The sequence below is a fragment of the Streptomyces sp. NPDC014676 genome (genome assembly GCF_043084105.1).
In the GTDB taxonomy this organism is placed as follows: domain Bacteria; phylum Actinomycetota; class Actinomycetes; order Streptomycetales; family Streptomycetaceae; genus Streptomyces.
Window position 1 is genome coordinate 833,287 of the sequence record NZ_JBIBZI010000003.1, and the last position, 25,822, is coordinate 859,108.

The 25,822-nt window shown below is 72.3% G+C and carries 22 protein-coding genes; 9 read left to right on the plus strand and 13 right to left on the minus strand.

Annotated features, from left to right (window positions below):
• The first annotated feature begins 519 nt into the window (after nucleotides 1–519).
• Entirely contained in the window at nucleotides 520–1,731 is a 1,212-nt protein-coding gene (locus ACF1DX_RS12310; RefSeq protein WP_391791112.1) for a trypsin-like serine peptidase, read from the plus strand.
• A gap of 97 nt (nucleotides 1,732–1,828) precedes the next feature.
• Entirely contained in the window at nucleotides 1,829–3,037 is a 1,209-nt protein-coding gene (locus tag ACF1DX_RS12315; RefSeq protein WP_391791113.1) for a trypsin-like serine peptidase, read from the plus strand.
• Nucleotides 3,038–3,105: 68 nt separating this feature from the next.
• Here the strand turns inward: ACF1DX_RS12315 and hflX are convergent, their stop codons facing one another.
• The 6 genes from hflX to miaA form a co-directional block, all read right to left on the minus strand.
• Nucleotides 3,106–4,599 (minus strand): GTPase HflX, encoded by a 1,494-nt coding sequence (hflX, locus tag ACF1DX_RS12320; protein WP_391791114.1) that lies wholly within the window; start codon nucleotides 4,597–4,599, stop codon nucleotides 3,106–3,108.
• Nucleotides 4,600–4,758: 159 nt separating this feature from the next.
• Nucleotides 4,759–6,231: a M1 family metallopeptidase gene (locus ACF1DX_RS12325; RefSeq protein ID WP_391791196.1), complete on the minus strand. Its 1,473-nt coding sequence runs from the start codon at nucleotides 6,229–6,231 to the stop codon at nucleotides 4,759–4,761.
• Nucleotides 6,232–6,775: 544 nt separating this feature from the next.
• Complete coding sequence (locus tag ACF1DX_RS12330) at nucleotides 6,776–8,938, minus strand: RelA/SpoT family protein (protein ID WP_391791115.1); 2,163 nt, start codon at nucleotides 8,936–8,938, stop codon at nucleotides 6,776–6,778.
• Between the two features lie 299 nt (nucleotides 8,939–9,237).
• Entirely contained in the window at nucleotides 9,238–10,107 is an 870-nt protein-coding gene (gene dapF / locus ACF1DX_RS12335) for a diaminopimelate epimerase (RefSeq protein WP_391791116.1), read from the minus strand.
• Nucleotides 10,108–10,235: 128 nt separating this feature from the next.
• The gene (locus tag ACF1DX_RS12340; protein WP_391791197.1) at nucleotides 10,236–10,742 is read right to left on the minus strand and encodes a hypothetical protein; all 507 of its coding nucleotides are present in this window, start codon (nucleotides 10,740–10,742) and stop codon (nucleotides 10,236–10,238) included.
• A 108-nt stretch (nucleotides 10,743–10,850) separates the two neighbouring features.
• Complete coding sequence (gene miaA / locus ACF1DX_RS12345; protein ID WP_391791117.1) at nucleotides 10,851–11,789, minus strand: tRNA (adenosine(37)-N6)-dimethylallyltransferase MiaA; 939 nt, start codon at nucleotides 11,787–11,789, stop codon at nucleotides 10,851–10,853.
• Between the two features lie 182 nt (nucleotides 11,790–11,971).
• On the opposite strand from miaA, the gene ACF1DX_RS12350 reads away from it, so the two are divergent.
• Together ACF1DX_RS12350 and ACF1DX_RS12355 are read left to right on the plus strand one after the other, a co-directional pair.
• Entirely contained in the window at nucleotides 11,972–12,241 is a 270-nt protein-coding gene (locus ACF1DX_RS12350; protein WP_391791118.1) for a hypothetical protein, read from the plus strand.
• A gap of 23 nt (nucleotides 12,242–12,264) precedes the next feature.
• Nucleotides 12,265–12,534, plus strand: coding sequence for an antitoxin (locus ACF1DX_RS12355; protein WP_391791119.1), 270 nt, complete (start codon nucleotides 12,265–12,267; stop codon nucleotides 12,532–12,534).
• Nucleotides 12,535–12,841: 307 nt separating this feature from the next.
• Here the strand turns inward: ACF1DX_RS12355 and ACF1DX_RS12360 are convergent, their stop codons facing one another.
• Nucleotides 12,842–13,555, minus strand: coding sequence for a class III extradiol dioxygenase subunit B-like domain-containing protein (locus tag ACF1DX_RS12360; RefSeq protein ID WP_391791120.1), 714 nt, complete (start codon nucleotides 13,553–13,555; stop codon nucleotides 12,842–12,844).
• 206 nt (nucleotides 13,556–13,761) lie between these two features.
• The gene (gene miaB / locus ACF1DX_RS12365) at nucleotides 13,762–15,279 is read right to left on the minus strand and encodes a tRNA (N6-isopentenyl adenosine(37)-C2)-methylthiotransferase MiaB (protein ID WP_391791121.1); all 1,518 of its coding nucleotides are present in this window, start codon (nucleotides 15,277–15,279) and stop codon (nucleotides 13,762–13,764) included.
• Between the two features lie 233 nt (nucleotides 15,280–15,512).
• Here miaB and ACF1DX_RS12370 point away from each other — a divergent pair, with 233 nt between their 5' ends.
• Nucleotides 15,513–15,773, plus strand: coding sequence for a hypothetical protein (locus tag ACF1DX_RS12370; protein ID WP_391791122.1), 261 nt, complete (start codon nucleotides 15,513–15,515; stop codon nucleotides 15,771–15,773).
• 31 nt (nucleotides 15,774–15,804) lie between these two features.
• Here the strand turns inward: ACF1DX_RS12370 and ACF1DX_RS12375 are convergent, their stop codons facing one another.
• Entirely contained in the window at nucleotides 15,805–16,791 is a 987-nt protein-coding gene (locus ACF1DX_RS12375; RefSeq protein ID WP_391791123.1) for a LuxR C-terminal-related transcriptional regulator, read from the minus strand.
• Nucleotides 16,792–16,942: 151 nt separating this feature from the next.
• Between ACF1DX_RS12375 and ACF1DX_RS12380 the strand changes: the two genes are divergently transcribed.
• On the plus strand, nucleotides 16,943–17,455 hold the full coding sequence (locus ACF1DX_RS12380) for a hypothetical protein (protein ID WP_391791124.1): 513 nt from the start codon (nucleotides 16,943–16,945) through the stop codon (nucleotides 17,453–17,455).
• Between the two features lie 79 nt (nucleotides 17,456–17,534).
• Nucleotides 17,535–18,140 (plus strand): response regulator transcription factor, encoded by a 606-nt coding sequence (locus ACF1DX_RS12385; RefSeq protein WP_391791125.1) that lies wholly within the window; start codon nucleotides 17,535–17,537, stop codon nucleotides 18,138–18,140.
• 125 nt (nucleotides 18,141–18,265) lie between these two features.
• Here ACF1DX_RS12385 and ACF1DX_RS12390 read toward each other — a convergent pair whose 3' ends face one another.
• The 4 genes from ACF1DX_RS12390 to ACF1DX_RS12405 form a co-directional block, all read right to left on the minus strand.
• Complete coding sequence (locus ACF1DX_RS12390; RefSeq protein ID WP_391791126.1) at nucleotides 18,266–19,381, minus strand: 3-dehydroquinate synthase II family protein; 1,116 nt, start codon at nucleotides 19,379–19,381, stop codon at nucleotides 18,266–18,268.
• Nucleotides 19,353–20,315 carry a 2-amino-3,7-dideoxy-D-threo-hept-6-ulosonate synthase gene (locus ACF1DX_RS12395; RefSeq protein ID WP_391791127.1) on the minus strand — a complete coding sequence of 321 codons (963 nt, stop codon included), beginning with the start codon at nucleotides 20,313–20,315 and terminating at the stop codon, nucleotides 19,353–19,355. Before ACF1DX_RS12395 ends, ACF1DX_RS12390 begins: the two co-directional genes overlap by 29 nt.
• Nucleotides 20,312–21,985, minus strand: a complete 1,674-nt coding sequence (locus ACF1DX_RS12400) for a class I adenylate-forming enzyme family protein (protein WP_391791128.1) — start codon at nucleotides 21,983–21,985, stop codon at nucleotides 20,312–20,314. Before ACF1DX_RS12400 ends, ACF1DX_RS12395 begins: the two co-directional genes overlap by 4 nt.
• Nucleotides 21,986–22,076: 91 nt before the next feature.
• Complete coding sequence (locus ACF1DX_RS12405; protein WP_391791129.1) at nucleotides 22,077–23,552, minus strand: multicopper oxidase family protein; 1,476 nt, start codon at nucleotides 23,550–23,552, stop codon at nucleotides 22,077–22,079.
• Between the two features lie 244 nt (nucleotides 23,553–23,796).
• On the opposite strand from ACF1DX_RS12405, the gene ACF1DX_RS12410 reads away from it, so the two are divergent.
• Nucleotides 23,797–25,356, plus strand: a complete 1,560-nt coding sequence (locus ACF1DX_RS12410) for a SagB family peptide dehydrogenase (RefSeq protein ID WP_391791130.1) — start codon at nucleotides 23,797–23,799, stop codon at nucleotides 25,354–25,356.
• Nucleotides 25,357–25,532: 176 nt separating this feature from the next.
• Entirely contained in the window at nucleotides 25,533–25,703 is a 171-nt protein-coding gene (locus ACF1DX_RS12415; RefSeq protein ID WP_366483035.1) for a thiazolylpeptide-type bacteriocin, read from the plus strand.
• Nucleotides 25,704–25,822 lie beyond the last annotated feature (119 nt).

The following is a 25,822-nucleotide window of genomic DNA, read 5'->3' on the forward strand; positions in this document are numbered from 1 at the left end:
GTCGGCCCGTCCGTGCGGGACGGCCTCCGGGGGCGCCGGTCTCCTCGTACGTGTCGTGGCGGCGGGCGGGGCGGTCGCGGGCCGCCGTGCGCGGGGCGTCGGCGAGTCGGTCCAGGACCGCAGCGGACTGTTCCTCGTACGTGGATTCCGCCACCGTCCTCCGCCCTCCCCTGCGCTCCCGCCGAACCACGGCACGGGGGGAGCCGCGTGCGGGCAGCGGACCCCCACCGCTACCAACCGCGGACCACCCACCGGGTTACGGGTTGCTCCGGGATCACCGGCCCCCTGGCCCGGCGACTCGGGGCCCGTCGGCCTCAAATCGGCGTATCTCCGGAAGATCGGCCAGGTCAGGTGGCTTGTAGCCGAACCGTTGCCGTTCCGTCGGACGTCCCCCACAGCGAGCGCATAGTGTGTGGTGCCGTTCCCGAAGGCCGTGGGAGCGTCCCCGAACTCCGTTCGGAACAGGGGCGGGACCACGGACGAAGCACCAAGTCCGTTCATTCCAGGGGGAGTCAGATCATGCGATCCATACGGCCGTCGTCCACCGCCCGTCGAGGGGGGAGAGCACGCCGTACCTCCCCCGTCATGGCCGCTGTCGCACTCGCCTCCGCGCTCGCCCTCACCGCCACCGCCTGCGAGTCGGGGAACACCGACGCGAGCGCCGAGACCTCCGCGACCGCCGACGACGGCAAGCTCAAGATCCCGGACGACATCAAGGACCGGCTCAAGGAGCACGGGATCGACCTCGACAAGTGGAAGAACGGCGCCTGGAAGGACTGGAGCAAGGACGACTGGCTGCGCGAGGCGCAGGACTACGTCAACCCGATCATCGAGGGCCTGTGGGACCCGGACCGCATGCGGGACGCGGAGGAACCGGACCAGGGGGTCGACGAGAGCGACATCTCCGGTGACCAGGGCGTGACGGACCCGGCCCCGGAACCGGTGCAGGCGGAGGCCGTCGCCCCGTCGTACCACGCCAACGCCCCCACGGCGGGCAAGGTGTTCTTCGACTCCCCCGAGGGCACGATGGTCTGCTCGGCCACGGTCGTGCAGGACCCGGCCAACCCGGGCAAGTCCAACATGGTGTGGACGGCGGGCCACTGTGTGCACGCGGGCAAGAAGGGCGGCTGGTACCGCAACATCGCCTTCGTCCCGTCGTACAACGACGCGGGCAGGTCTGCGAAGGAGCTGGAGACCGCCACGAAGGAGGAGGTCGCTCCGTACGGCGTCTGGTGGGGTGACTGGGCGCAGACCTCGGACCAGTGGATCGAGCAGGGCGGCGCCACGGGCGGTGACGGCGCCCCGTACGACTTCGCGGTCATCCATGTGACGCCGGAGAAGGGCGGTGACGGCAAGTCGCTGGAGGAGACGGTCGGTTCGGCGCTGCCGGTGGACTTCGACGCTCCCGCGGTGCCGGAGGTGGAGGAGATCACGGCGATCGGTTACCCGGCCGCCCCGCCGTACGACGGCCAGACGCTGTACAACTGCCAGGACGAGCCGGGCCGGCTGTCGCTCAGCGCGTCGGACCCGACGATGTACCGCATCGGGTGCAGCATGACCGCCGGTTCGTCCGGTGGCGGCTGGGTCGCGACGGGTCCGGACGGGAAGCCTGCGCTGGTGTCCAACACCTCCATCGGCCCGGTGACCTCGGGCTGGCTGGCCGGTCCGCGCCTGGGTGACGAGGCCAAGGGCGTGTACGACGCGGTCAGCGGGAAGTTCGCCGGACAGTGACCGGCGTACCCGGTCCCGTGTGCCACCGCGCGCGGGACCGGGCGGGACATCAGCACGCGGTACGACATTCATTCGTTTCAACGGGGGTCATCGCACCATGGGTTCCACACGTACGTCCGCGCCGCTCGGGCGTGGCCGGCGCACCGTCCTCACCGCCGCCGGCCTGGTAGCCGCCCTGGCGCTCACGGCGACCGCGTGCGGCGGTTCCGGGAAGGACAAGGCGAACGACAAGCCCGACGCCGCCACCTCGCAGGCCGCCGACAGCGGCAGCGGCGAGGTGAGGATCCCGTCCGACATCGCGGACCGGCTCAAGGAGCACGGGATCGACGTCGACACGTGGAAGAACGGCGCCTGGAAGGACTGGGACAAGGACAAGTGGCTCAGTGAGGCCGAGGACTTCGTCAACCCGGTGATCGAGGGCCTGTGGAAGCCCGACCGGATGCGGTCCGCGAAGGAGGCCGACAAGACCGTCTCGGTCAAGGACGCGACGGCGGCCCAGGGCGTCAGCGACCCGGAGCCGGACCAGGTCCGGGCGGAGGCCGAGAAGACGCCGTACCACGAGAACGCGGCGCCGGTCGGCAAGGTGTTCTTCGACTCCCCGGAGGGTCCCGCCGTCTGCTCCGGAACCGTGATCAAGGATGTGAACCACCCGGGCAGGTCCAACCTCGTCTGGACGGCCGGACACTGTGTCCACGCCGGCGGCGACGGCGGCTGGTACCGCAACCTCGTCTTCGTGCCGGCCTACAACGACCTCGGCCGGTCCTCGGCGGACCTGGGCGGCGCGAGCGCCACCGAGATCGCCCCCTACGGCAACTGGTGGGCGGACTGGGCCTCGACGTCCAACGGCTGGATCCAGGGCGGTTCGCAGTCCGGCGGCGACGGAGCGGCGTACGACTACGCGGTGCTGCACGTGAAGCCGGAGCAGGGCGCCAAGTCCCTGGAGGAGACGGTCGGCGCCGCGCTGGACGTGGACTTCTCCGCGCCGTCCGCGGCGGAGGCGGGCGAGATGGGCGCCTGGGGCTACCCGGCCGCGCCGCCCTACGACGGCCTGCAGATGTTCAAGTGCCTCGACGCTCCGGGCCGTTTCTCGCTCGGCTCCGGCCTGCCGACGATGTACCGCATCGGCTGCTCCATGACCGGCGGCTCGTCCGGCGGCGGCTGGTTCCGGGTGCTGAACGGCAAGACGGTGCTGGTCTCCAACACCTCGATCGGCCCGATGGACAACACCTGGCTGGCGGGCCCGCAGCTCGGTGAGGACGCCGAGGCGCTGTACCAGAACATGAGCAAGACCTACGGCGGTCAGTGATCCTCACATGACGAAGGCCCGCCCCCTGCCGTGAGCAGGGGGCGGGCCTTCGTTCTGCCGTGAGTGGCTCAGCCGGCCGGGGTCGGGACGTACGGCGTGAGTTCCGCCGCCAGCTCCTCGTGCACCCGGACCTTGAGCAGGGTGCCCTCCGGGGTGTGCTCCTCGGAGATCACCTCACCCTCGTCATGGGCGCGGGCGACCAGCTTGCCGTGGGTGTACGGCACGAGCGCCTCGATCTCCACGGACGGGCGGGGCAGCTCGTCGTCGATCAGCGCGAGCAGCTCCGTGATGCCCCGGCCGGTGCGGGCCGAGACCGCGATGGAGCGCTTCTCCGTCCGCAGCAGCCGCTGGAGGGTCAGCGGGTCGGCCGCGTCGGCCTTGTTGATCACGACGATCTCGGGTACGCCGGTGGCGCCGACGTCCCTGATCACCTCGCGCACGGCGGCGAGCTGCTCCTCGGGGACCGGGTGCGAACCGTCCACCACGTGCAGGATCAGGTCGGCGTCGCCGACCTCCTCCATCGTGGAGCGGAACGCCTCGACCAGGTGGTGCGGCAGGTGCCGGACGAATCCGACGGTGTCGGCCAGCGTGTACAGCCGCCCGCTGGGGGTCTCGGCCCGGCGCACGGTCGGGTCGAGGGTCGCGAACAGGGCGTTCTCGACCAGGACGCCCGCGCCCGTGAGGCGGTTGAGCAGCGAGGACTTGCCGGCGTTGGTGTAGCCCGCGATGGCCACGGACGGCACCTTGTGGCGCCTGCGCTCCTGGCGCTTGATCTCGCGGCCGGTCTTCATCTCCGCGATCTCCCGGCGCATCTTCGCCATCTTCTCGCGGATCCGTCGCCGGTCCGTCTCGATCTTGGTCTCACCGGGGCCACGGGTGGCGAGGCCGCCGCCCTTGCCGCCGCCCATCTGCCGGGACAGCGACTGACCCCAGCCGCGCAGTCGCGGCAGCATGTACTGCATCTGCGCGAGCGCGACCTGCGCCTTGCCCTCGCGGGACTTGGCGTGCTGGGCGAAGATGTCGAGGATCAGGGCCGTACGGTCGATGACCTTGACCTTGACGACGTCCTCGAGGTGGATCAGCTGGCCGGGGCTGAGCTCACCGTCGCAGATGACCGTGTCCGCACCCGTGTCGAGCACGATGTCGCGCAGCTCCTGCGCCTTGCCGGAGCCGATGTAGGTGGCGGCGTCGGGCTTGTCGCGGCGCTGGATCACACCGTCGAGGACGAGGGCGCCGGCCGTCTCCGCGAGGGCGGCGAGCTCGGCCAGGGAGTTCTCCGCGTCCTGCACGGTTCCCGAGGTCCACACACCGACGAGCACGACCCGCTCCAGGCGGAGCTGCCGGTACTCGACCTCGGTGACGTCCTCGAGCTCGGTGGAGAGGCCCGCGACACGGCGCAGGGCCGCGCGCTCGGAGCGGTCGAACTGGTCGCCGTCCCGCTCTCCGTCGATCTCGAGGCTCCAGGCGACGTCCTCTTCCATCAGGGCATCGGCCCGAAGACCCTCGGGGTAGGTGTGCGCGAAGCGCTTGGTGTCCTGGGAAGGGGAAGAAGAGGAGGTCATTGGGTCCTTACGTCGTTGGGTAACCGTATGCGGCGACGGAGCCGGTCCGTGGGACCGTCCGTCACTGTCCACAACGTCCGGGGTGCCCGGGAGATTCCCGTGTCCCGTGCCGTGCGGACCTGACGATGGTCGCACGGTACGGCCCGTCTCGTCACCGTGTTATTCCCGGCCCGCGCCCGGTCGATGCGCGGGCGCGACCGGCCGCCGGGCGGGTGTCGCGGACCGGGCCGCGGACTTCCATTCCGGGTGGCCGGGCATCGGCGGGGTCGTGGCCCCGTACAGCCAGGGGTGCAGGAAGCCGGTCAGGTCGCGTCCGGCGGTGCGGGACGCCAGCCGGACGAAGTCGGAGGTGGAGGCGGTGCCGTCGCGGTGGCGGGTGACCCAGTCGCGCTCCAGGCGTTCGAAGGCGGTGCGGCCGATCTCCTCGCGCAGGGCGTACAGCACGAGGGCGGCGCCGGAGTAGATGTTCGGCCGGAAGATGCCGATCTTCCGGCCGGGCTCCGGGGGCTTGGGCGCGGCGGGCGGTCCGCCGGCCGCGCGCCAGCCGTCGGAGGCCTCGTAGGCGGCCTTCATCCGGGCCTCGAGGGTTGTCCCGCCCCGCTCCTGCGCGTACAGCGCCTCGTACCAGGTGGCGTGGCCCTCGTTGAGCCACAGGTCGGACCAGGTGCGGGGGCTGACGCTGTCGCCGAACCACTGGTGGGCCAGCTCGTGCATCATGATCGACTCGACGTACCAGGCGGGGAGGGCCGGGTCGGTGAACAGGTCGCGTTCGAAGAGGGAGAGGGTCTGGGTCTCCAGCGCGAAGCCGGTGGACGCGTCGGCGAGGAGCAGGCCGTACGTCTCGAACGGGTAGCGGCCGATCCTCTTCTCCATCCAGGAGATCTGGGCGGGGGTCTTCGCCAGCCATGGTTCGAGCTTCGCGCGGTGGGCGGTGGGCACGACGTCCCGCAGGGGCAGCCCGTGCGGGCCGGCGCGGTGCAGGACGGTGGAACGGCCGATGGAGACCTGCGCGAGTTCGGTGGCCATGGGGTGGCGGGTCCGGTACGTCCAGGTGGCGGCCCCGCGCGTGCGGCCGACGTCGGCCGGCAGACCGTTGGCCACCGCCGTGTGGCCGTCGGGGGCGGTGATCCGGAAGGTGAACACCGCCTTGTCCGAGGGGTGGTCGTTGCACGGGAACACCAGGTGGGCGGCGTCGGCCTGGTTGGCCATGGCGAGGCCGTCCGCGGTGCGCACCCAGCCGCCCTCGCGGTCCTCGGCGGCCACGGGGTCGCTGGTGTGCCGGACGGTGATCCGGGCCCGCTCGCCCTCGTCCAGGTGGTCCTCGGGTGTGATCACCAGGTCCTCTCCGGCACGGGTGAAGCCGGCCCGGGCCCCGTCGACCTCGACGGAGCGGACCGTGCCGTGGGCGAAGTCGAGGTTGATCCGGTCCAGGCCGGCGGTGAGGCGGGCGTCGATCGTGGTGACGGCCCGGAGCGGCCGGTCGTTGCGGCCCGGGTAGGCGAGGGCGATGTCGTACGACAGCACGTCGTACCCGGGGTTGCCCAGGTACGGGAAGAGCCGGTCACCGAGGCCGAGCGGGACGGCGGGGGCACTCGCGGCGACCAGGCAGACGGAGACGGCGGAGGCGAGCAGCGCGGCGACCGCCCGGCGCCGACGCGCGTGACCGCCTCCGGCGCGGGCGCTCCGGTCCCGGACGGCCTGGCCTCGGGGCGCCTGGGCCTGGACGGCGTACCCGCGCGGTGCCCGGGTCCGGACAGCCTGCTGGTGCGCTTGGGTGTGGTGGCGATGGCCGTGCGCCGGCCGGTCCTGGGGCGCGTGGTCGTCAGGGGCCCCGGCCGGGGAACCGTGGTCGAGCGGCGACGGACTGTGCGGGTTCTGGCTGGATGCGGCCCGGCCGGGGAACACGTCGCTGTCGGGTGTCCCGGGCCGGGGCCCGTGGCTCGGGAGCGGCCGGCTGTGCGGGACATGGCTGGGCGTCGTCCGGGATCGGGGCAGGTGGCTGTGGGGTGTCCCGGGCTGGGGATCATGGTCGACGGGCGGCCGGCCGTGGGGGTCGGGGGCGTGGGGGGTGAGCATTCACCACGGCTATCAGCGTGCGCGTGCGGTGTGGTGACGGCGCGCTTTCGACCCACCCGATCGGGTAATCACACCGCCGCTCGGAGGCTCCGTGCCTCGGTCAGGCGCCCGACGCCTGCCGCTGGGCCCGGCTCACGTCGTACACACCGGCCACGTTGCGCATCGCGCGCATGAGGGTGGGCAGGTGGGCGGCGTCCGGCAGGTGCACGGTGTAGGTGTGCCGCACCTGCTGGCGGTCCGGGGGTTCGACGGTCGCGGAGACGATCTCGGCGCCTTCGAGGGCCATGGCCTCGGTGAGGTCCGCGAGCAGATGCGGACGGACGAAGGACTCCGCGACCAGCGTGACCCGGCACTCGGCGCCCTCCCCCCAGCGCACGCCGACCTCCGCACGCCCCGCGCTCTTCATGCGCGCCACCCCGGCGCACTCCACCCGGTGCACGGTGACCGCTCCCCCGCGTACGACGAAGCCGGTCACCTCGTCGGGCGGTACGGGCGTACAGCAGCCGGCGAGCCGTACGGTCGCGCCGTCCCGGTCGACCAGGACCTGGGCGGCGGTGGGACGACCGGGGTCCGGGGCGTCCGGAGCCGGTGACGGGGCGGGGTCGCCGGTGAGGGGCCGGGCGGCCTCCTCCGGTACGGTCCCGGCCGCCTCGTCCTGTGCGGGGTGGGCGGTCAGCCACCGCTGGATGGCGATCCGCGCGGCGGGGGTGTGGGCGTGCTCCAGCCACTCCCTGGAGGGCTCGGAGGCCGCGTCCTGGCCCATCAGCAACTGAACGGTGTCGCCGTCCTTGAGGACGGTGCTCAGCGTCGCCAGCCGGCCGTTGACCCTGGCCCCGATGCACGCGTGGGCGTCCTCGCCGTACTGCGCGTAGGCGGCGTCCACGCAGGTCGCCCCCTCGGGCAGGCCCAGTGTGCCGCCGTCGGGGCGGAACACGGTGATCTCGCGGTCCTGGGCGAGGTCCTCGCGCAGGGTGGACCAGAAGGTGTCGGGGTCGGGCGCGGCCCGCTGCCATTCCAGCAGCCGGGAGAGCCAGCCGGGCCGGGTGGGGTCGACGCGTTCGCCGTCGCTCGCGGACTGTTCCTCCGGCGGTGCGGCGTAGGGGTTGCCGAGGGCGACGACCCCGGCCTCGGCGACCTTGTGCATCCGGTGGGTGCGGATGAGGACTTCGACGACCTGTCCGTCCGTACCGGCCACGGCGGTGTGCAGCGACTGGTACAGGTTGAACTTCGGTACGGCGATGAAGTCCTTGAACTCCGAGACCACGGGCGTCATGCAGGTGTGGAGCTCGCCCAGGACGCCGTAGCAGTCGGCGTCCTCGTTCACCAGCACCAGCAGACGGCCGAAGTCGGCGCCGCGCAGTGCCCCGCGTCTGCGGGAAACCCGGTGCACGGAGACGAAGTGGCGCGGGCGGATGAGGACTTCGGCGGTGATGTCGGCCTCGCGGAGCACCTTGCGCACGTCGTCGGCGACGTCGGCGAGCGGGTCGTCCGCGCGGGCCGCGTTGCGGACGATCAACTCGCGTGTGTGCTCGTACTCCTCGGGATGGAGGATCGCGAAGACCAGGTCTTCCAGCTCCGTCTTGAGCGCCTGGACGCCGAGCCGTTCGGCGAGCGGGATCAGGACGTCACGTGTCACCTTGGCGATGCGTTCCTGTTTCTCCGGGCGCATCACGCCGAGGGTGCGCATGTTGTGCAGCCGGTCGGCGAGTTTGATCGACATCACGCGGACGTCGTTGCCGGTGGCGACGAGCATCTTGCGGAAGGTCTCGGGCTCGGCGGCGGCGCCGTAGTCGACCTTCTCCAGCTTGGTGACGCCGTCGACGAGGTAGCGGACCTCCTCGCCGAACTGCTCGCCCACCTGATCCAGCGTCACCTCTGTGTCCTCGACCGTGTCGTGGAGCAGGGAGGCGGTCAACGTCGTGGTCTCGGCGCCGAGTTCCGCGAGGATCAGGGTCACCGCGAGCGGGTGCGTGATGTACGGCTCACCGCTCTTGCGCATCTGGCCGCGATGGGAGGACTCGGCCAACAGGTAGGCGCGGCGCAGGGGTTCGAGATCGGCGTCGGGATGGTGGGCGCGGTGGGCGTCCACCACGTGTCCGATGGCGTCGGGGAGCCGGTCGCGGGCGGCGGGGCCGAGCAGCGCGGCACGGCCCAGCCGGCGCAGGTCGAGCCGGGGGCGGGACTTCCTGCGCGCCCCCGTGGGTGTGACGTGACCAGATGTCACAGGGCCTGGGGTCGCAGGGTTCACGGCCTCCGCGTTCATGGGCACCTCCGGCTGCGTGGACCGGCGGACGGCGTGCCCCAGGGCGGACTCGGGCTCGGGAGACGGCGTTCGCCCCCCGTCCGGGCCGGTGCTTGATGCTACCGAGCCGGACCCCCTCGGGCTGACCGCCTCCGGCCGAGCGTGAAACGGATCACCCCATCGAGGGAAGATCGACCGGAGGTCCTTTTCACGCCACCGGGCCGGATATCCTCCATGATCTTGAAGGCGGTCAGCCTTCCGGCCCTGCGGATGTTTCCGTCAAGCAGGCCGGAAGCTGCGATCCCGAGCCGGCACTCCGGTCAGCGCAGGGCGTTCTCCAGCCACTCGGACTCGATCACGCCCTCGGCGACGATCACCGCCGGACCGGTCATCTCGATCTCGCCGTCGGGCCGTTCGGTGATCACGAGGGTGCCGCCGGGCACATCGACGGTGTACGTCACGGGGGTGCCGGTGACCTTCGGGTCGGCACCGTCGCGGCGGGCGGCGGCCACGGCGACCGCGCACGCGCCCGTGCCGCAGGAGCGGGTCTCACCGGACCCGCGCTCGTGCACCCGCAGCGCCACGTGCCGCGGGCCGCGGTCGACTACGAACTCCACGTTCACGCCGTCCGGGTAGGCGGCGGCCGGGCTGAAGGGGGGCGGGGTGTACAGGTCGCCCGCGTGTGCCAGGTCGTCCACGAAGGCCACGGCGTGCGGGTTGCCCATGTTCACGTTCCGCGCGGGCCAGCTGCGCCCACCGACGCTCACGGTGACGTCACCCTCGGGGAGCAGCGCCCGGCCCATGCCGACGGTGATGTCACCGTCCTTGGCGATGTGGACGGTCTTCACTCCCCCGCGCGTGGCGATCGCGGTGTCTCCCGCGGCCACGTGTCCGGCGCGCTGGAGGTAGCGCGCGAACACCCGCACCCCGTTGCCGCACATCTCCGCGACCGAGCCGTCGCCGTTGCGGTAGTCCATGAACCACTCGGCCTCGGCCGCCATGGCCCGCGCCTCGGGGTGGGCCGCGGACCGCACCACGTGCAGCAGTCCGTCGCCGCCGATGCCCGCGCGGCGGTCGCACAGGGCGGCGACGGCGGCCGGGGACAGGTCGATGGCGTTCTCGGGGTCCGGGACGATCACGAAGTCGTTCTCCGTGCCGTGGCCCTTGAGGAAGGCGATCCGCGTGCGCATTTCTCGATCCTACGAGAACACTCCGTCGGGGGCGCCGGGAGGATGCGGTTCCGTGCGGACCCGGTGAGGGCTGGTCGCGCGGTTCCCCGCGCCCCTTTCCTTCAGGGCGCCGCCCTCCCCGGCGCTGCTCAGCGGAGCCTGGCCACCCGCCACACCGCCAGGGCCACCACCGCGGCGACCATCACGACGTAGGCGGTCACCACCCGCCAGTCGGGTCTGCGGCCGGAGCCGCGGGCCGGCAGGCCCGGCCAGGTGGAGCCCACCCTGCGGGCGGCCATCATGCCCCAGCCGGCCGCGCAGGAACAGATCAGCAGCCCCAGCATGGCGATCACGGCGCCGCTGTCGCCGAAGTCGAAGGCGAGCGGGAAGGCGAACATCAGGGAGCCGACCGCGGCCAGCCCGACGATCGGCGCGAGCTGCCAGATGCGCAGCCGGCGCTGCGGGCGCAGCTCGACCTCGACCTCGTCCCCGCCCGCGAACATCTCGTCCGGCTCGGGGCCGTCGTCGGTCACGCCGCCCTGCGTCTCGTCCGGTCCGTCCGGACTGAGGCGGTCGGTCGTCTCCTGCTCCGGTGCACCCCGCTCGGTGGTGAGGTGTTCGGTGCCGTGTGCGGTGTCGCGAGGGCCGGCCTCCATCGCCACGCGCCCTCCCAACTTAGGACTCCACTGGTCGATCGAAGCTCGATGATGGCACGGCGCCACAGGCCCGGATGACGGCCTGGGCGTCCCGATGCCATGACGTGATCAGGCTGTAACCGGTCGTTCGACCAACGACAACGCGAGCTGCGGAAGTTCCGTCAGGTCCGCCGCGGCCCCACTCAACCAGTGCACCCGGGGATCGCGCCTGAACCATGAATCCTGACGGCGCGCGAAGCGCTTGGTGGCACGGACGGTCTCGGACCGCGCCTCCTCGAGGGTGCACTCCCCGGCGAGCGCCGCGAGCACCTGCTGGTAGCCGAGCGCGCGCGACGCCGTACGCCCCTGGCGCAACCCCTGCGCCTCCAGTGCGCGCACTTCCTCCACGAGGCCGGCCTCCCACATCCGGTCCACCCGGCGGGCGATGCGCTCGTCCAGCTCGGGGCGGGCCACGTCGACGCCGATCTGGAGGGTGTCGTAGACCGAGTCGTGGCCGGGGAGGTTGGCCGTGAAGGGTCTTCCGGTGATCTCGATGACCTCGAGCGCGCGGACGATACGGCGGCCGTTGCTCGGCAGGATCACCCGCGCGGCCTCCGGGTCCGCCACGGCGAGGCGCGCGTGCAGCGCCCCCGGGCCGCGCAGTGTGAGCTCCTCCTCCAGGCGGGCCCTGACCTCGGGGTCGGTGCCGGGGAACTCCAGGTTGTCGACGGCGCCGCGGACGTAGAGGCCGGAACCACCGACGAGGACGGGCCAGCGCCCCTCGGCGAGCAGCGCGTCGATCCGCTCCCGGGCCAGCCGCTGGTACTCGGCGACGGACGCGGTGACGGTGACGTCCCAGATGTCGAGCAGGTGGTGCGGGACGCCGCCGCGTTCCCCGGGCGTCAGCTTGGCGGTGCCGATGTCCATCCCCCGGTAGAGCTGCATGGAGTCGGCGTTGACGACTTCGCCGCCGAGCCGCTGGGCCAGGAATACGCCCAGATCGGACTTTCCGGCCGCCGTGGGGCCGACGACGGCGATGACGCGGGGGGCGAGGGGTGTGCTGCTCACTGATCCAGTCTCGCAAACCTCCCGTCCGGCCCTCGAACGGGTTACGTGACGCGACGGTCGCCGGGTCGTTGCCCGTTGCGAGGTTCCTGCCACCGGATCACAGGGGCGGTGGCCCGGGTCACACGAGCGGACGCACCGGGCAACGCGGGATTTCGCCCGCACGAGTAACGTATGGAGTGGATATGGGCGTTTTTGCACGGCTTTTTCGGAGGTCGAAGGCCACGGAGGAGACGCGGACCGCCGAGGTCCGGACCGGCGAGGCGGCGGCCGGGGCCGGCACGGAGAGCGCGGCCGGGGCCGCGGAGCCGAAGGGGCCGGCCGAGGCGCCGGAGACCACCGGGCCGGCGGAGAAGGAGGCCGGCCAGGTCACCGGCACCGACACCGTCGAGATCCCCAAGCAGCAGTCCGCCGAGGCGGCCGGCAGCGAGACCGGTGAGGGCGCCCGCACGTAGAGGGTCGTGAGGGAAGGTACGTCATGGGTCTCCTGGACAATCTGAAGGCCGGACTCGGCCCGGCCAAGGACAAGGTCTCCGACCTCGCGCACCGGCACGAGGACAGGATTCAGCACGGCCTGGACAAGGCCGCGCGGACCGTCGACGAGCGGACCAAGGGCAAGTACAGCGACCGGATCCGGACGGGTACGGGCAAGGCCAAGGGCGCCGTGGACCGGCTCGCGCACAAGAACGACCCCGGCTCGGGCGCGGGCGGCACGACCACGCCGGCCGGGCCGCCGCCCACTTCCTGAGCGGCACACCGGCGGACGGCCGAGGAACACACCAAGGGTTCCCGGCCGTCCGCCGCGTCCTCCCGGCGGCAGCCCGCCTGCGCCCAGGCGGCCACGAGGTAGCCGACCCCGTAGGGGGCGTCCTCGTGAAACAGCACGCACCCCAGGCCCGGCCCCCCGGCCGTCCGCCGCGCTCTCCCGGCGGCAGCCCGCCTACGCCCAGGCGGCCACGAGGTAGCCGACCCCGTAGGGGGCGTCCTCGTGAAACAGCACGCACCCCAGGCCCGGCCCCCCGGCCGTCCGCCGCGCTCTCCCGGCGGCAGCCCGCCTACGCCCAGGCGGCCACGAGGTAGCCGACCCCGTAGGGGGCGTCCTCGTGGAGCAGTGTGCCCTTCAGGGCCGGGTTTCCGGTCGCCGCGCCGGCGAGTACCTGCCAGGGGGCCCGGCCGGACGCCTTCAGTTCGCGTGCCAGTTCGGTGTCCAGCGCTCGCAGGGCCCCGGTGTCGGCCGTGCCCAGCGCGCGTGCGAGTTCCGCGTCGAAGGGGGCCGCGCGCTCGTCGAGGTAGCCGGGTGCCTTGAGTGTGCGGCAGGCGCTGGCGTCGCCCATCACCAGCAGCGCGACCCGCTCCGCCCGGCCGGCGAGGGCCTCCCCCGCCTCGGCGCACCGCTCGGCCGTGAGGGACTCCCCCACGGCCAGTCCCTCCACGGGGGCGCCCGCCCAGCCGGTGCGGTCCAGCAGCCAGGCGCCCACGGCCAGCCCGTACGGGAGTTCCCGCCCGGGTGTGCCCTCGCCCCGCCCCAGCCGTACGTCCAGGCCGACGCCGAAGCCCCGGAAGGATCCCGGGGTGCCCTCCGGGTGGACCTCGGGTCCGGCGCCGTCTCCCGGTCCCACGACCACGAGCAGATCGGGCCGGGCGGCGGCGAGCACACCCAGCGCGTCCGTGCACGCGGCCCGCGCGGTGTCCAGCTCGGGAGCGGCCCCTGCGGCGACCTCCGGCACGAGCAGCGGCGGGCACGGGCAGACTGCGGCGGCGACAAGCATGATCGACAGCCTACTGCGGAGGCTCGGAACGGCATCGCCGCCTCACGGCCGTCCGTACCCCGGACGCGCTCCGCGAGGCTGTACCGCGGGCGGTGGGTGACCGGTCCGCCCTTGATCTCCACGTGGTACGCGGCGGTGCGCGTCGTGCGGCTCCTCCCCGACGCCCCGACGACCCGTTGAGCCGTGCGTCCCCCGTCGCGGTCCGGTCAGTCGACGGCGCAGCCCCCGGTGACCGCCGGCAGCGGCTCGGGCACGCCCACCTTGGGCAGACCGAGCAGTACGCCGGAGGGCTGAGCGGCCTTCTCGGTGTTGCGCTTCTCCCAGGCGTCCCCCGCGCGGGTGCGGCGCACGTCGAGCACCGCGCCCTCGGCGAGGAGGTGGTGCGGGGCGGCGTAGGTGATCTCGACGGTGACCACGTCGCCGGGGCGCACCTCCTGCTCCGGCTTGGTGAAGTGCACCAGGCGGCTGTCGGGGGCGCGGCCGGAGAGGCGGTGGGTGGCGCCGTCCTTGCGGCCCTCGCCCTCGGCGACCATCAGCTCCAGGGTGCGGCCGACCTGCTTCTTGTTCTCCTCCCAGGAGATCTCCTCCTGGAGGGCGACGAGGCGCTCGTAGCGCTCCTGGACGACCTGCTTGGGGATCTGGCCGTCCATCTCGGCGGCCGGGGTGCCGGGACGCTTGGAGTACTGGAAGGTGAACGCCTGCGCGAAGCGGGCCTCGCGCACCACGTGCAGGGTCTGCTGGAAGTCCGCCTCGGTCTCGCCGGGGAAGCCCACGATGATGTCGGTGCTGATCGCCGCGTGCGGGATGGCGGCACGGACCTTCTCGATGATCCCGAGGTAGCGCTCCTGCCGGTAGGAGCGGCGCATCGCCTTCAGGACCGGGTCGGAGCCGGACTGGAGCGGCATGTGGAGCTGCGGCATCACGTTCGGCGTCTCGGCCATGGCGGCGATGACGTCGTCGGTGAAGTCGCGCGGGTGCGGCGAGGTGAAGCGGACGCGCTCCAGGCCGTCGATCGTGCCGCAGGCCCGCAGCAGCTTGCTGAACGCCTCGCGGTCACCGATGTCGGACCCGTACGCGTTGACGTTCTGGCCGAGCAGGGTGATCTCGGATACGCCCTCGGCGACCAGGGCCTCGATCTCGGCGAGGATGTCGCCGGGGCGGCGGTCCTTCTCCTTGCCGCGCAGCGCGGGGACGATGCAGAAGGTGCAGGTGTTGTTGCAGCCGACGGAGATGGAGACCCAGGCCGCGTAGGCGCTCTCGCGCCGGGTGGGCAGCGTGGAGGGGAACGCCTCCAGCGACTCCGCGATCTCGACCTGTGCCTCCTCCTGCACGCGGGCGCGCTCCAGGAGGACGGGCAGCTTGCCGATGTTGTGCGTGCCGAAGACGACGTCCACCCAGGGGGCGCGCTTGACGATGGTGTCGCGGTCCTTCTGCGCGAGGCAGCCGCCGACCGCGATCTGCATGCCGGGGCGGCTCGCCTTCTTCGGGGCGAGGTGGCCGAGGTTGCCGTACAGCTTGTTGTCGGCGTTCTCCCGGACGGCGCAGGTGTTGAAGACGACGACGTCGGCGTCGCCGTCGGAGCCCTCGGGGGCGCGGACGTAGCCCGCGTCCTCCAGCAGCCCGGACAACCGCTCGGAGTCGTGGACGTTCATCTGGCACCCGTAGGTGCGTACTTCATAGGTGCGTGTGCCGCCCACTGACTGGCTCCGGTCGATGCTGCTCATGCCCACAAGGGTAGGCGGTGCCGCGGACCGCCTCGGCCCGGTGGGCAACTCCCTGCCAGGCAGCTTCCTGGCCTGGCCGGATGCGGACAGCGGGGGCGGCGTGATGGTTATCTCTTGGCAGCGGCCGGAAAGCGCGGGGAACGCGGACCGGCCCGGGGGAGCTACGAGCACCACCGGCTCCATGCGCATCACCGCAACCGGTACTGAGTCACGCATGGGATGGAGACCACCGAATGTTCCGTACCAACCGCTGTACCGCGGCCGTCACACTCACCGCCGCCGCCGTCCTCACCACGCTCGCCTGGGCCGTGCCCGCACAGGCCGCCGACGGGGCCGGGCGGGGGCCGGTGGCCGCGCCGCAGGACTTCACCTGGACGCCGCCGGCCGAGCCGATCGGCGGTGGACGGCCGTACCTCCCCGGCGCGCCCGGCGACTTCACCTGGGGCCCGGCGCACCCCGACGACTTCACCTGGACCCCGCCGGTCACGCCGTGACCACCTGCCGGTGACGCCGGGCGGCCGCCTGTCAGATCCACTGCCGGCGGGCCGCCTGCACTCCCGCTTCGAAGCGGCTGGACGCACCGAGCCGTTCCATCAGCTCGGCCATGATCCGCCGCTCCGTGCGCACACCGATGCCGAGCATCCGTGCCACCGCCTCGTCGGTGAGGCCGGTGGACAGCAGCTGGAGCAGCTTGCGCTCCTGCGGAGTGAGCCCGTGCGGATCGTCCTCGGAGGAGGTCTTCTCATGGAACGGGGCCGCGTGCTCCCAGTACGCCTCGAACAGCGCCCGCATGGCGAGCACCACCGGCCGGCTGTTGAACAGCAGCGCAGAGGGGCCCGCCTGACCGGGCAGCCCGGCCACGATCGCCGCGGTCGTGTCGACGATCAGCAGCCGCATCGGCAGGGTCGGGGACGTGCGGATCTCGCTGTTGTGCTCGGCCATCCACTGCGCGTGCGCCCTCGTCACCCGGTCGTTGACGGCGCTGTCCAGGTAGATCGAACGGAACCGGACGCCCCGGGCGAGTGCCCGCTCGTTCAGCGGCCGGGACGCCTCGATCGCCTCCTCCGACAGCCCGCCCACGGGGTGGAAGACCAGGGACTCGTGGCGGCAGGACTCCGCGAGGGCCTCCAGCCGGGTACGGATCTCGTCCACGTTGTCGAGCTGTTCCGTGCCGTCCGAGCCGGACCCGCCCGACGCCGTGTACTCGGCGGCGAGTGCCGCCAGCGCGGCCCGGTTCTGCTCGATGCGCTGTTGCCGCCAGGCCAGTTCGTCCTGTTCCCGCTGGAGCAGGACCTTCAGGCCGAGCGACGGGTTCACCGCGCGCAGCGCCCCGGGCGAGTCCCCGGACGGGGCGAGGAGGGACAGCTCGGACAGCCGGGCGAGCGCCTCCCCCACCTCGTCGGTGGCGATGCCGAGGAGGTCGGCGAGTCTGTCCGGATCGTGTTCCTTGTGGAACAGGATCGCGCGGTAGACGGCAAGCGTTCGCTGGTCGAGCGGAGATACGTCGTCCACGTGGTGTTTCCCCCTTGAACCACATGCCCGGACCCGGCTCCACGCCGGACCGGACGGTCCGCGGCGCGGGACGGGGGCAGCACCGCACGCCCGGCGAAGCACCCCCGTAGATCCTTCACGTTCCCGCCACGCTACCCGCTCAGGAGTTCCGGTGTCGCACGCAGACGCGTTTGTCGTCCCTCCGTTGAACGGCTGTGTCGTGCTCGTCATAGACGCGACCACCGGAGTCGGCCGCACCGTGGCCACCCGGCTGAGTGCGGCCGGCGCGGCCGTGGCGGTGGTCGGCGCGGGGCATCCGGGCCGGGATGACGACGCCGCCACCAGCGCGGCGTTCCTGTGCAAGGAGCTGGCCGATGTCGGTCTGGTGGCGCTCCCCTATCAGGTGGACGTCACACGGCCGGAAACACTCGGTGCCCTGCCCCGTCAGATCGCGGCCGATCTGGGCCCGGTGGCCGCGTGCCTCGTGGTGGTCCCGTCGGACGCCGGCGGCGAGGGTCCGGCCCGGGCCTTCCGCACCGTGTCGGCGGTCGTCGCGGCGGCCCTGCCGGCCGGGGCCGAGCACATCGAGATCGACACGGGTCAGGACGAGGCCGACCGCGAACGGGTGGCCCATTCGGTCGCGGACCGGTTGGTCAGGCGGTTCGCCCGGCCGCCCGTCCGCTGACGGCCCGCCATCAACGCGTGCAGGCCGCGGGCCTGCTGCCCAGGAGTCCTTCTACCGTCCGTCCGCACGGGGGTTCAGCATGTCGATACGGATAGTCGTCGCAGGTGATCACCAACTCGTCCTGGAGGCCTTCGCCGAGACGCTCAACGGCGTCGACGGGCTGGAGGTGGTGGGGCTGGCCACGGCGTGCGACGCGGTGCTGCCGGCGGTGGAGCGGCACCGTCCCACCGTGCTGCTGCTCGGCGAGTCCACGATGGCCGGCCGGGCGCTGCGCATCGCCACCGACGTACGCGGTCACCATCCCAAGTGCGGGGTCGCGCTGATGGTGGGGGCGGCCACGCCGTCGGTGGTGGACCGGGCGGTGGCGGCCGGCGCGCTCGGTGTCGTGCCGAAGAACGCCCGGCTCCCCCAGCTGGTGACGACGCTGATGGGGGTGGCGGGCGGCTGTCTGACCGTCGATCCGTCGCTGCTGCGGCCGGTGGCGGTCGGGGAGACGACGCTGAGCGTGCGGGAGGTGGACGTGCTGCGGCTGACGGCCGGCGGGGCGACCGTGAAGGAGATCGCGGGCGAGCTGTACCTGGCGTCGGGCACCGTGCGCAATCTGACGTCGGCGGCCATCAAGAAGCTCGGGGGGCGCAACCGGTTCGACGCGGCGCGCATCGCCGGGGAACACGGGCTGCTGTGAGCGGACGCGCGCCTGCCCCGGCACGGTGGGTGCCGGGGCGGGGCGGGATGGTGCGCCTGCTCGTCACGTTCGTGCGGGCACGGGCGCGACGGGTGTGCGAGGCCGTACGGGACTGCGTACGGGACTCACTTCTCCAGGCAGAACTCGTCGATCGGGTAGCCGACATGGCGGTCGGCGGTCGGCAGGTGCCCGAGGATCGTGTCGCCCGGCTTGAGTTCGGTGGAGTTGAGGACCACGGCGTCCGGACCGAGGACCCGTACGTGCCAGTCGTCCTGGAGGATCAGGTTGACGGTCTGTCCGCTCGGGGCGACCGCGTCGATGGAGATGAGCGGACGCGTCTCTATCTTGACCCGGCCGACGCTGACCGGACGGGTGCGGCCCTTGGTGTCGACGGCCAGCACCTTGCTGCCGGCGTGGAGTTCACTCAGGTAGTGGGTGCGGCCGCCCTGGGAGACGGTGTACGAGTGCAGCGCGCCGGCGTTCACCCGGAACGGGCGGGTCGGCATGTACGGCAGCGGGTGGGTCTCGCTGACGCACAGCACCATGCCCTTGGAGTGCGAACCGACCAGGATGCCCTCGTCCTTGCGGAAGTGGGTGGTGGTGTCGACGCAGGCCCGCTCGCCCATGCCGATGTGGGTGGTGTGGGTGACGGTCAGCTCCACCAGGTCGATCTCGCCGCCGCGGGCGCTCGCGGCGGTGCGCAGCGCGGTGGCGTCGCCGACCGTGTCGGCCCGCATCAGCACGCCGTCGGAGCCGAGTTCGAGGACGCCGTAGACGATCTCGGCCTCCTCGGTGTCGGAGGCGGTGGTGATGATGGAGCCGGGTGCGCCGGTGGCCGCCGCGATCACGATCTCGAGCGGGATCTTGGTGGGGTCGCGGAAGTCGAGGACGCTCCACGGCTCCAGCCGTGCCGCGAGGCAGGCGTCCTCGAGCGTGTCGGCGTCGACGATCTCCACGTACCGCCCGAACTCGACGTCCGGGTGGACCTCCTGGAGCGCGGCGCGGTCCTCCCGGGGGCCGGGGACGACCACCAGGTCGGCGGCGCCGAGGTCGGCGGGGACGGCGTCGGTGCCGTCCTCGAAGAGCAGGACCTTGCGGACGGTGGGCGGCAGGCCGGCGAAGGCGGCCGGGTCGGCGGCGACGATGCCGTCGATGCGCTGGTGCAGGGCTTCTTCGAGAACGGCTGCCGTGGCGTTGCCGGCGCCGCGGATGTCAAGCCAGCACAGTTTTGCGTCCGTCATGGTGCGGACCTCCTGTCGGATGCGAAAGGTCGGAGAGGTGGTGGGTGCTGTCGGGGAGGACACCGGATGCCGGGTCCTCCAGATGGTCGGGAGTCAGCCGTTCGTCCCGGTGGACGCCGGTCCCGGAGGGGAAGGCGACCGCGCCGAAGTGCTGCTCCGGGAAGTGGTGGATCAGCCGGGCCACCTTGGCGGCGAGCCTGCGGGGGTCGGCGGCCTGGAAGATGTTGCGGCCCATCGCCACCCCGCCCGCGCCGCCGGCCAGGGCGTCGCGGACATAGGCGAGGACGTCCTCCTCGGTGGGCATCGCGGGACCGCCCGCGACCAGCACCGGCACCGGACAGGCGGCGGTCAGGTCGAGCATCTCCGCGGTCGAGCCGAGGAAGACGGTCTTGACCAGGTCCGCGCCCAGGTCGGAGGCGACGGTGACGGCGTGCGCCACCAGTTGCGGGTCGCGCGGGTCGGTGACCCGCGGGCCGCGTGGGTACACCATGGCGAGCAGCGGCAGGTTCCACCGGTCGCAGGCGTCGGCGATCCGTCCGAGGTCGCCGATCTGCTGCCGCTCGTCGTCCGAGCCGACGTTGACGTGGACGCTCACCGCGTCCGCGCCGAGCCGGAGTGCCTCCTCGACCTCGGTCACCACGTACTTGGCGTCGGGGTCGTGCGCCTGGCTGGTGGACGCGTTGAGATGGATGATCAGCGACATCGCGGCGAACCGCTCCGGGCTGATGTGGCGGACGCTGCCCTTGTGCACGACGACCGCGTCCGCGCCGCCGGCGGCGAGCTGTCCGGCGAGCTGGTCGAGGGTCGTGCCGCGGGGCACCACGGGCCCGTCGCTGATCGAGTGGTCGAGAGGGGTGATCATCAGGCCGGCCGTGCTGTGGCGATAGAGCCGCCGTAGCCGCAGCGACCTGGCGAAATGCCCGAATCCGGTCATGGAGTGCCCTTTCTGTTGCGCGGATCGGTGCGCCGGCGGGCGTGGTGTCCGGGCGGGCCGTCCACCTCGGCGCCGGGGTCGAGTGGGCCGGTGCCGCGCGTCTCGGTGGCGGGCGGGGGTGCCGCGCGCACCGGTGCGGTGGCGCCGCGCAGCCGGGTCCGGTCGGGTTTGCCGGACGGGGTGAGCGGCAGTTCGGGCCAGACGGAGACGCTGACCGGGGCGTGTTCCGGGGTGAGCGTCGCCGCGACGTAGCCCCGCAGGTCGCAGGAGGTGTGTCCGGCGCCCGAGTGCAGTTCGACGGCGGCGTGCACCTGCTCCACGAAGTCGTCGTCGCGGACGCCGAACACCGCGGCCTGCCGCACCTGGGGGTGCTGGAGCAGCGCGGCCTCGATGGCGGCCGGGTCGAGCTTGAGGCCGCCGTGCTTGATGACGTCGCCGACCCGTCCGTCCAGCCGCAGGTAGCCGTACGCGTCCCAGTGCCCGAGGTCGCCGGTGCGCAGCCAGCCGTCGCGGTACGTGTCGGCGGTCAGCCGGTCGTCGTCGAGGTAACCGGCGGACACGGTGGGCGAGTCGATCCAGATCTCGCCGCTCTGTCCTCGCCCCAGCGGGGTGCCGGTGCCGGGTGCGCGGATCTCCACCCGGACCCAGGGGAAGGGCCGGCCGACCGAGCCGAGCAGTTCGGGTTCCCGGTGGTCCAGCGGGGTGAGGCTGCTGATGCCGCCGGCCTCCGTGGTGCCGTACACCTGGATCAGTACGTCGCCGAGGAGCCGTACCGCCTCGCGGACCCGTCCCGGGGAGGCCGGGGTGCCGCTGTAGGTGATGCGGCGCAGCGACGACAGGTCGTACGACGTGATCAGCGGGTGGTCGAGCAGCCGGTACAGGTGCGGTACGGCCAGGTAGGCGTCGGTGACGTGGTGTTCGGCGATGGCGGCCAGGGTGGCGTCGGCGTCGAACTCGTCGTGGAGCACCACCGTGCCGCCTCCGCACAGCACGGCGTCGGCCATCGGAGCGGTCGTGTGGCTGACCGGGGTGACGGAGAGCAGCGTGGCCGGGCCCCGTGGGTCGAGTCCGTCGGCGAGCCGTCCGACGAGGTGTTCGCGGGTGCCGTGGCGCTGCGCGACCATCTTCGGCCGGCCGGTGCTGCCGCTGGTGAAGTCGACGACGGCCAGGTCGTCGGGCCGGGGCGGCGGCGCGGAGGGCACGGTGCCGGCGCCGTCCGCCGTGCGCGGGATCGCCCGCACGGTGAGTCCGGGCCGACGGCGGGCCAGCCATCTGCCGCGGGCCGCGCTCTCCTCGTCCTCCTCGTCCACCAGCAGCAACGGCACCGCGAGGTCCCGCAGCAGTTCGGTCTGGGTGGCGAGGGAGAAGGTCTCGGTGTCCGTGCGCGGGTTCATCGACCGGACGTACACCGAGGTCGCGCCGAGCAGGTGCACGGCGTAGCGGGCGCTGAGCATCAGCGGGTGGTTGGGGCCGGTCAGGATGGCCACCGTGGTGCCGGGGCCGACCCGCAGGGAGCGCAGCAGGGCGGCACTGCCCAGGAGGGACGCGCGCAGCTCCCCCGCCGTCACGGCCGCGTCGGGCCGGTGCACGACGACCCGGGCGGGGTCGCGTTCCAGCGCGGCGAGCAGCCGGCGGGTGTAGGGGCGCGCGAGGGTTCCGGTGGTGGTCATGCTCCTCCTTTCCGTTCGTCGGGGGTTCGTGGGAACTCGTGGGAAATCGTCGAGAATCCGCCGGGGACCCGTCGGGAATTCGTCGGGGAAGTCAGGCGATCCTCATCTGCGCCATCATTCCCATGGCGCTGTGGTCGATCATGTGGCAGTGGTACGGATAGACGCCGCGGTGCGAATCGAAGGTGAGCTGGAGTTTCGCCGTCTGTCCGGGAAAGAGCAGCACGGTGTCCTTCCACCCGGTCTCGGCCGGATACGGCGGCTGCCCGTCGCGTTCGAGGATTCTGAACTGCGTCAGATGCGTATGGAAATTGTGCGGAACGGTGACGCTCTTGTTGGTGACCGTCCACACCTCGGTGCTGCCCCACTCGACATGGGTGTCGATGCGGTCCGGGTCGAAGGTCTTTCCGTTGATGTAGGCCTGGTGGCCTCCGCTGCCCGGTTCGTCCATGTTCAGTTCGAAGGTGCGCTCGACGGTGGGCTTCGCCAGGGGCGGCAGCGTGGCGAGGGTGTCCGGGACCCGGCTGCGGTCGGGGGTCCGCTCACCGACGTCGAACCGCATGACCTGGCCGACGAGTTCGGTGGGGCCGGGGCCCAGCATGTTGGCGAGGGTGAGCCGCGTCCCGGGCGCGTACGCCGAGAAGTCGACGACGAAGTCGATGCGTTCGCCGGGTGACAGGACGAGCACCGGGGTCTCGGCGGGGGCGGCGAGCAGCCCGCCGTCGGTGCCGATCTGCCGCACGGGGTGCTGGGTGGCCGACCCGTCCGACAGCGCGAGGACGAAGATGCGCAGGTTGCACGAGTTGACCAGCCGGAAGCGGTACTTACGGGCCTCCACCTTCAGATACGGCCAGGGCCGGCCGTTGACCAGGATGGTCGTACGGTTCTCGGCGTCGTCCATCGTGTAGACCATCGCGCCGCTGTCGTCGAAGTCCGCGTCGCGCAGGACCAGGGGGATGTCGTACTTCCCGGAGGGCAGTCCGAGCCGGTCCTCGTCGGGGTCACGCAGCAGGTACAGCCCGGAGAGCCCCCGGTAGACGTGCTCGGACTCCATGTGGTGGGCGTGGTCGTGCATCCACAGGGTGGCGCCGGGCTGCCGGTTCTCGTACACGTAGGTGCGCCCGCGTCCCGGCGCGATCGTGTCCATCATGCCGCCGTCGTGCTCCACCGGGTTGTCGCCGCCGTGCAGGTGCACGGAGGTCGGCATGTCCAGCGCGTTGACGTGCCGGACCACCGTCCTGCGGCCGGTGCGGGCGCGGATGGTGGGGCCGGTGAAGGAGCCGTTGTACGTCAGGACGTCGGTGCGGGTGCCGGGCAGGATCTCGGCGCTCGCGCGGCGCGTGGTGATCCGGTAGTAGTCGGCGTGTCCGGTTCTGCGGTACGGGGCCAGCACCGGCGGCACGGTCAGCGGCACCGTGAACGGCCCGGCCGTCGCCGGCGCCGTCGCGGCGACGGGTGCGGTGGCCGGCCCGCCCGCGGTGAGCGTCTTGAACAGCCCGCCCGCCGCACCGACCGCCCCGACGGCGCCGGTGGTCATACCGAGACGTATCGCATGTCGACGAGTGAGCACGGGAATATCCTTCTTTCGTTGGGGCGGTGGCCGTTGAATTCCTGTTCCGAGCATGCGCTCCGTGCCTCGGTCGTCCGAGCGGAGACGGTCCGTCCCTGTCATGTGTCACGCATTCCATGACCTCGGTCACGAACGGGAATGGCGACTGTCATGCGGTGCGGCCGGCCGGGGCGGAGAGGGTGTAGCGGGCGTCAGAGTGGATTTCGTCGAGTTCTTCCAGCGAATCCCTCTGACGGAGGCCCTGATGATTCCCGTGTCCACGGAGAAACCACCCGAGTTCGCGGCCCGCGCGCTGCGTACGGACGTGCGGATCACGTTCGACGACACCGCGGACACGGCGGTGCTGCGCGGCCCCGGGAGCTCACTCGTGCTGCGCCCGGTGCGCGGTGTCCTGCGCACCGTGCTGGGCCGGCTGGCCGGGGGCCCGGTGCCGTACGAGGAGTTGTACGAGGGGCTCGGCGGCGCCGCGCGGGAGCGGGCCGACGCCGCGCTGGCGCGGGCCGGCCACCTGCTGGCGTACAGCGTGCTCACGCACGACGGGCCGCCGCGGCGGGAGTTGGTGCGGCTGGAGCCGACGGCCCGGGACGCCGAGCACCGTACGGCGGCCGTGCCCGCCGGCGCGCGGGTCCGTCTGTCGCGGTTCGCCCTCTGCCGTACGCGCGGGGGCGTGCTCGTACTGGAGTCACCGCTGGTGAAGTTCCGGGCCGTGCTCGCCGACCGGGCCGCCCGTGAACTCACCGCCGCGCTGGGGCAGCCGGGGCCGGCGGTCCGGGCCGGTGAGGGCACCGGGCTGAGCGAGGCGGAGACGCTCACGGTCCTGGCCCATCTCGTCGGCACCGGCTTCGTCGAACGCGCCGCCCCGGACGGCAGCTTCGCGTCCGACACCGAGCCGGTGCTGCGCCAGTGGGACTTCCACGACCTGCTGTTCCACTCGCGCGTCCGGTCCGGCCGCTTCGACGAGACCTTCGGCGCGGCCTACCCGTACCGGGGCGAGATCGACCCGCTGCCCGCCGTGAAGCCGGCGCCGGACGGCCCCGTGACGGAGCTGTACCGCCCCCGGCGCGCGGACATCGACACCCGCGACCCGTCCCTGACCGCCGCCGTCGAGGGCCGTCGCTCCCACCGTGTCTTCGGGGAACGGGCGCTGACGGCGCGCGAGCTGGGCGAGTTCCTGTACCGGGTGCAGCGGGTGCGCGTCCACCACACGCCCGGCCCCGGCGAGGGCGAGGACGAGGTGGTCTCGCGGCCCTACCCGGCCGGGGGCTCGCTCCACGAACTGGAGCTGTACGTCACGGTGCTGCGCTGCGGGGGACTCGCACCGGGCGTCTACCACTACGACTCGTACGCGCACCGCCTGGTCCTCGTCAGCGGGGCGGAGGACGACCGGCGGGCGCTGCTGGGTGTGGCGTCACGGTCCGTCGGCTTCGACGTGCGCCCCGATGTGCTCTTCACGGTGACCTCGCGGTTCCAGCGCATGGCGTGGAAGTACCGGGCGATGGCGTACGCGACGACGCTGCGGCACACCGGTGTGCTCTACCAGACCATGTACCTGGTCGCGACGGCGATGGGCCTGGCGCCCTGCGGGCTGGGCAACGGCGACGCCGACCTGTCCGCCCGCGTACTGGGCCTGGACTACCTGCGGGAGTCCTCGGTCGGCGACTTCCTGCTGGGCACGCCGGTGCCCGGGTCCGCGGTGCCCGCCGAGCCGGGCGAGGAATGGCACATGGTGAACAGCCCCGAATGGGCACTTCCGGTGGCCCTCGACGAAAATCCGGGCACCGGGGAAACGTCATCCGGGCCGTGATAAATGTCAGCCGACGCCCGCAGGGGGTGGCGCACGGGTGAGTGGCCGAGCACTATGGATGTCACAGCCGGACGGAAAAGGAAAAACATTCCGGAAGGCGGCCGGGAATCATTCCGGAGCATGAATCCTCGGGAATTCCGTTCAGGGAACTCCCGCTTCCGTGAAAGGACCACGACATGACCGCCAAGGACATCAAGAACGACGCCGACACCGCGTTCGAGGGCTTCGACGCCGACGAGCTGGAGACCCTCGAGGTCGCCGACGGCGTGGCGCTGCCCGAGATGGGCGCCTCCAGCGGCTCGATCGGCACCTCGTCCTCCTCCTCCAGCACCTGCTCGGCCTGCTGAACCACTCCACCCCACGGATCCCGGAAGGACCACGACATGACCGCCAAGGACATCAAGAACGACGCCGACACCGCGTTCGAGGGCTTCGACGCCGACGAGCTGGAGACCCTCGAGGTCGC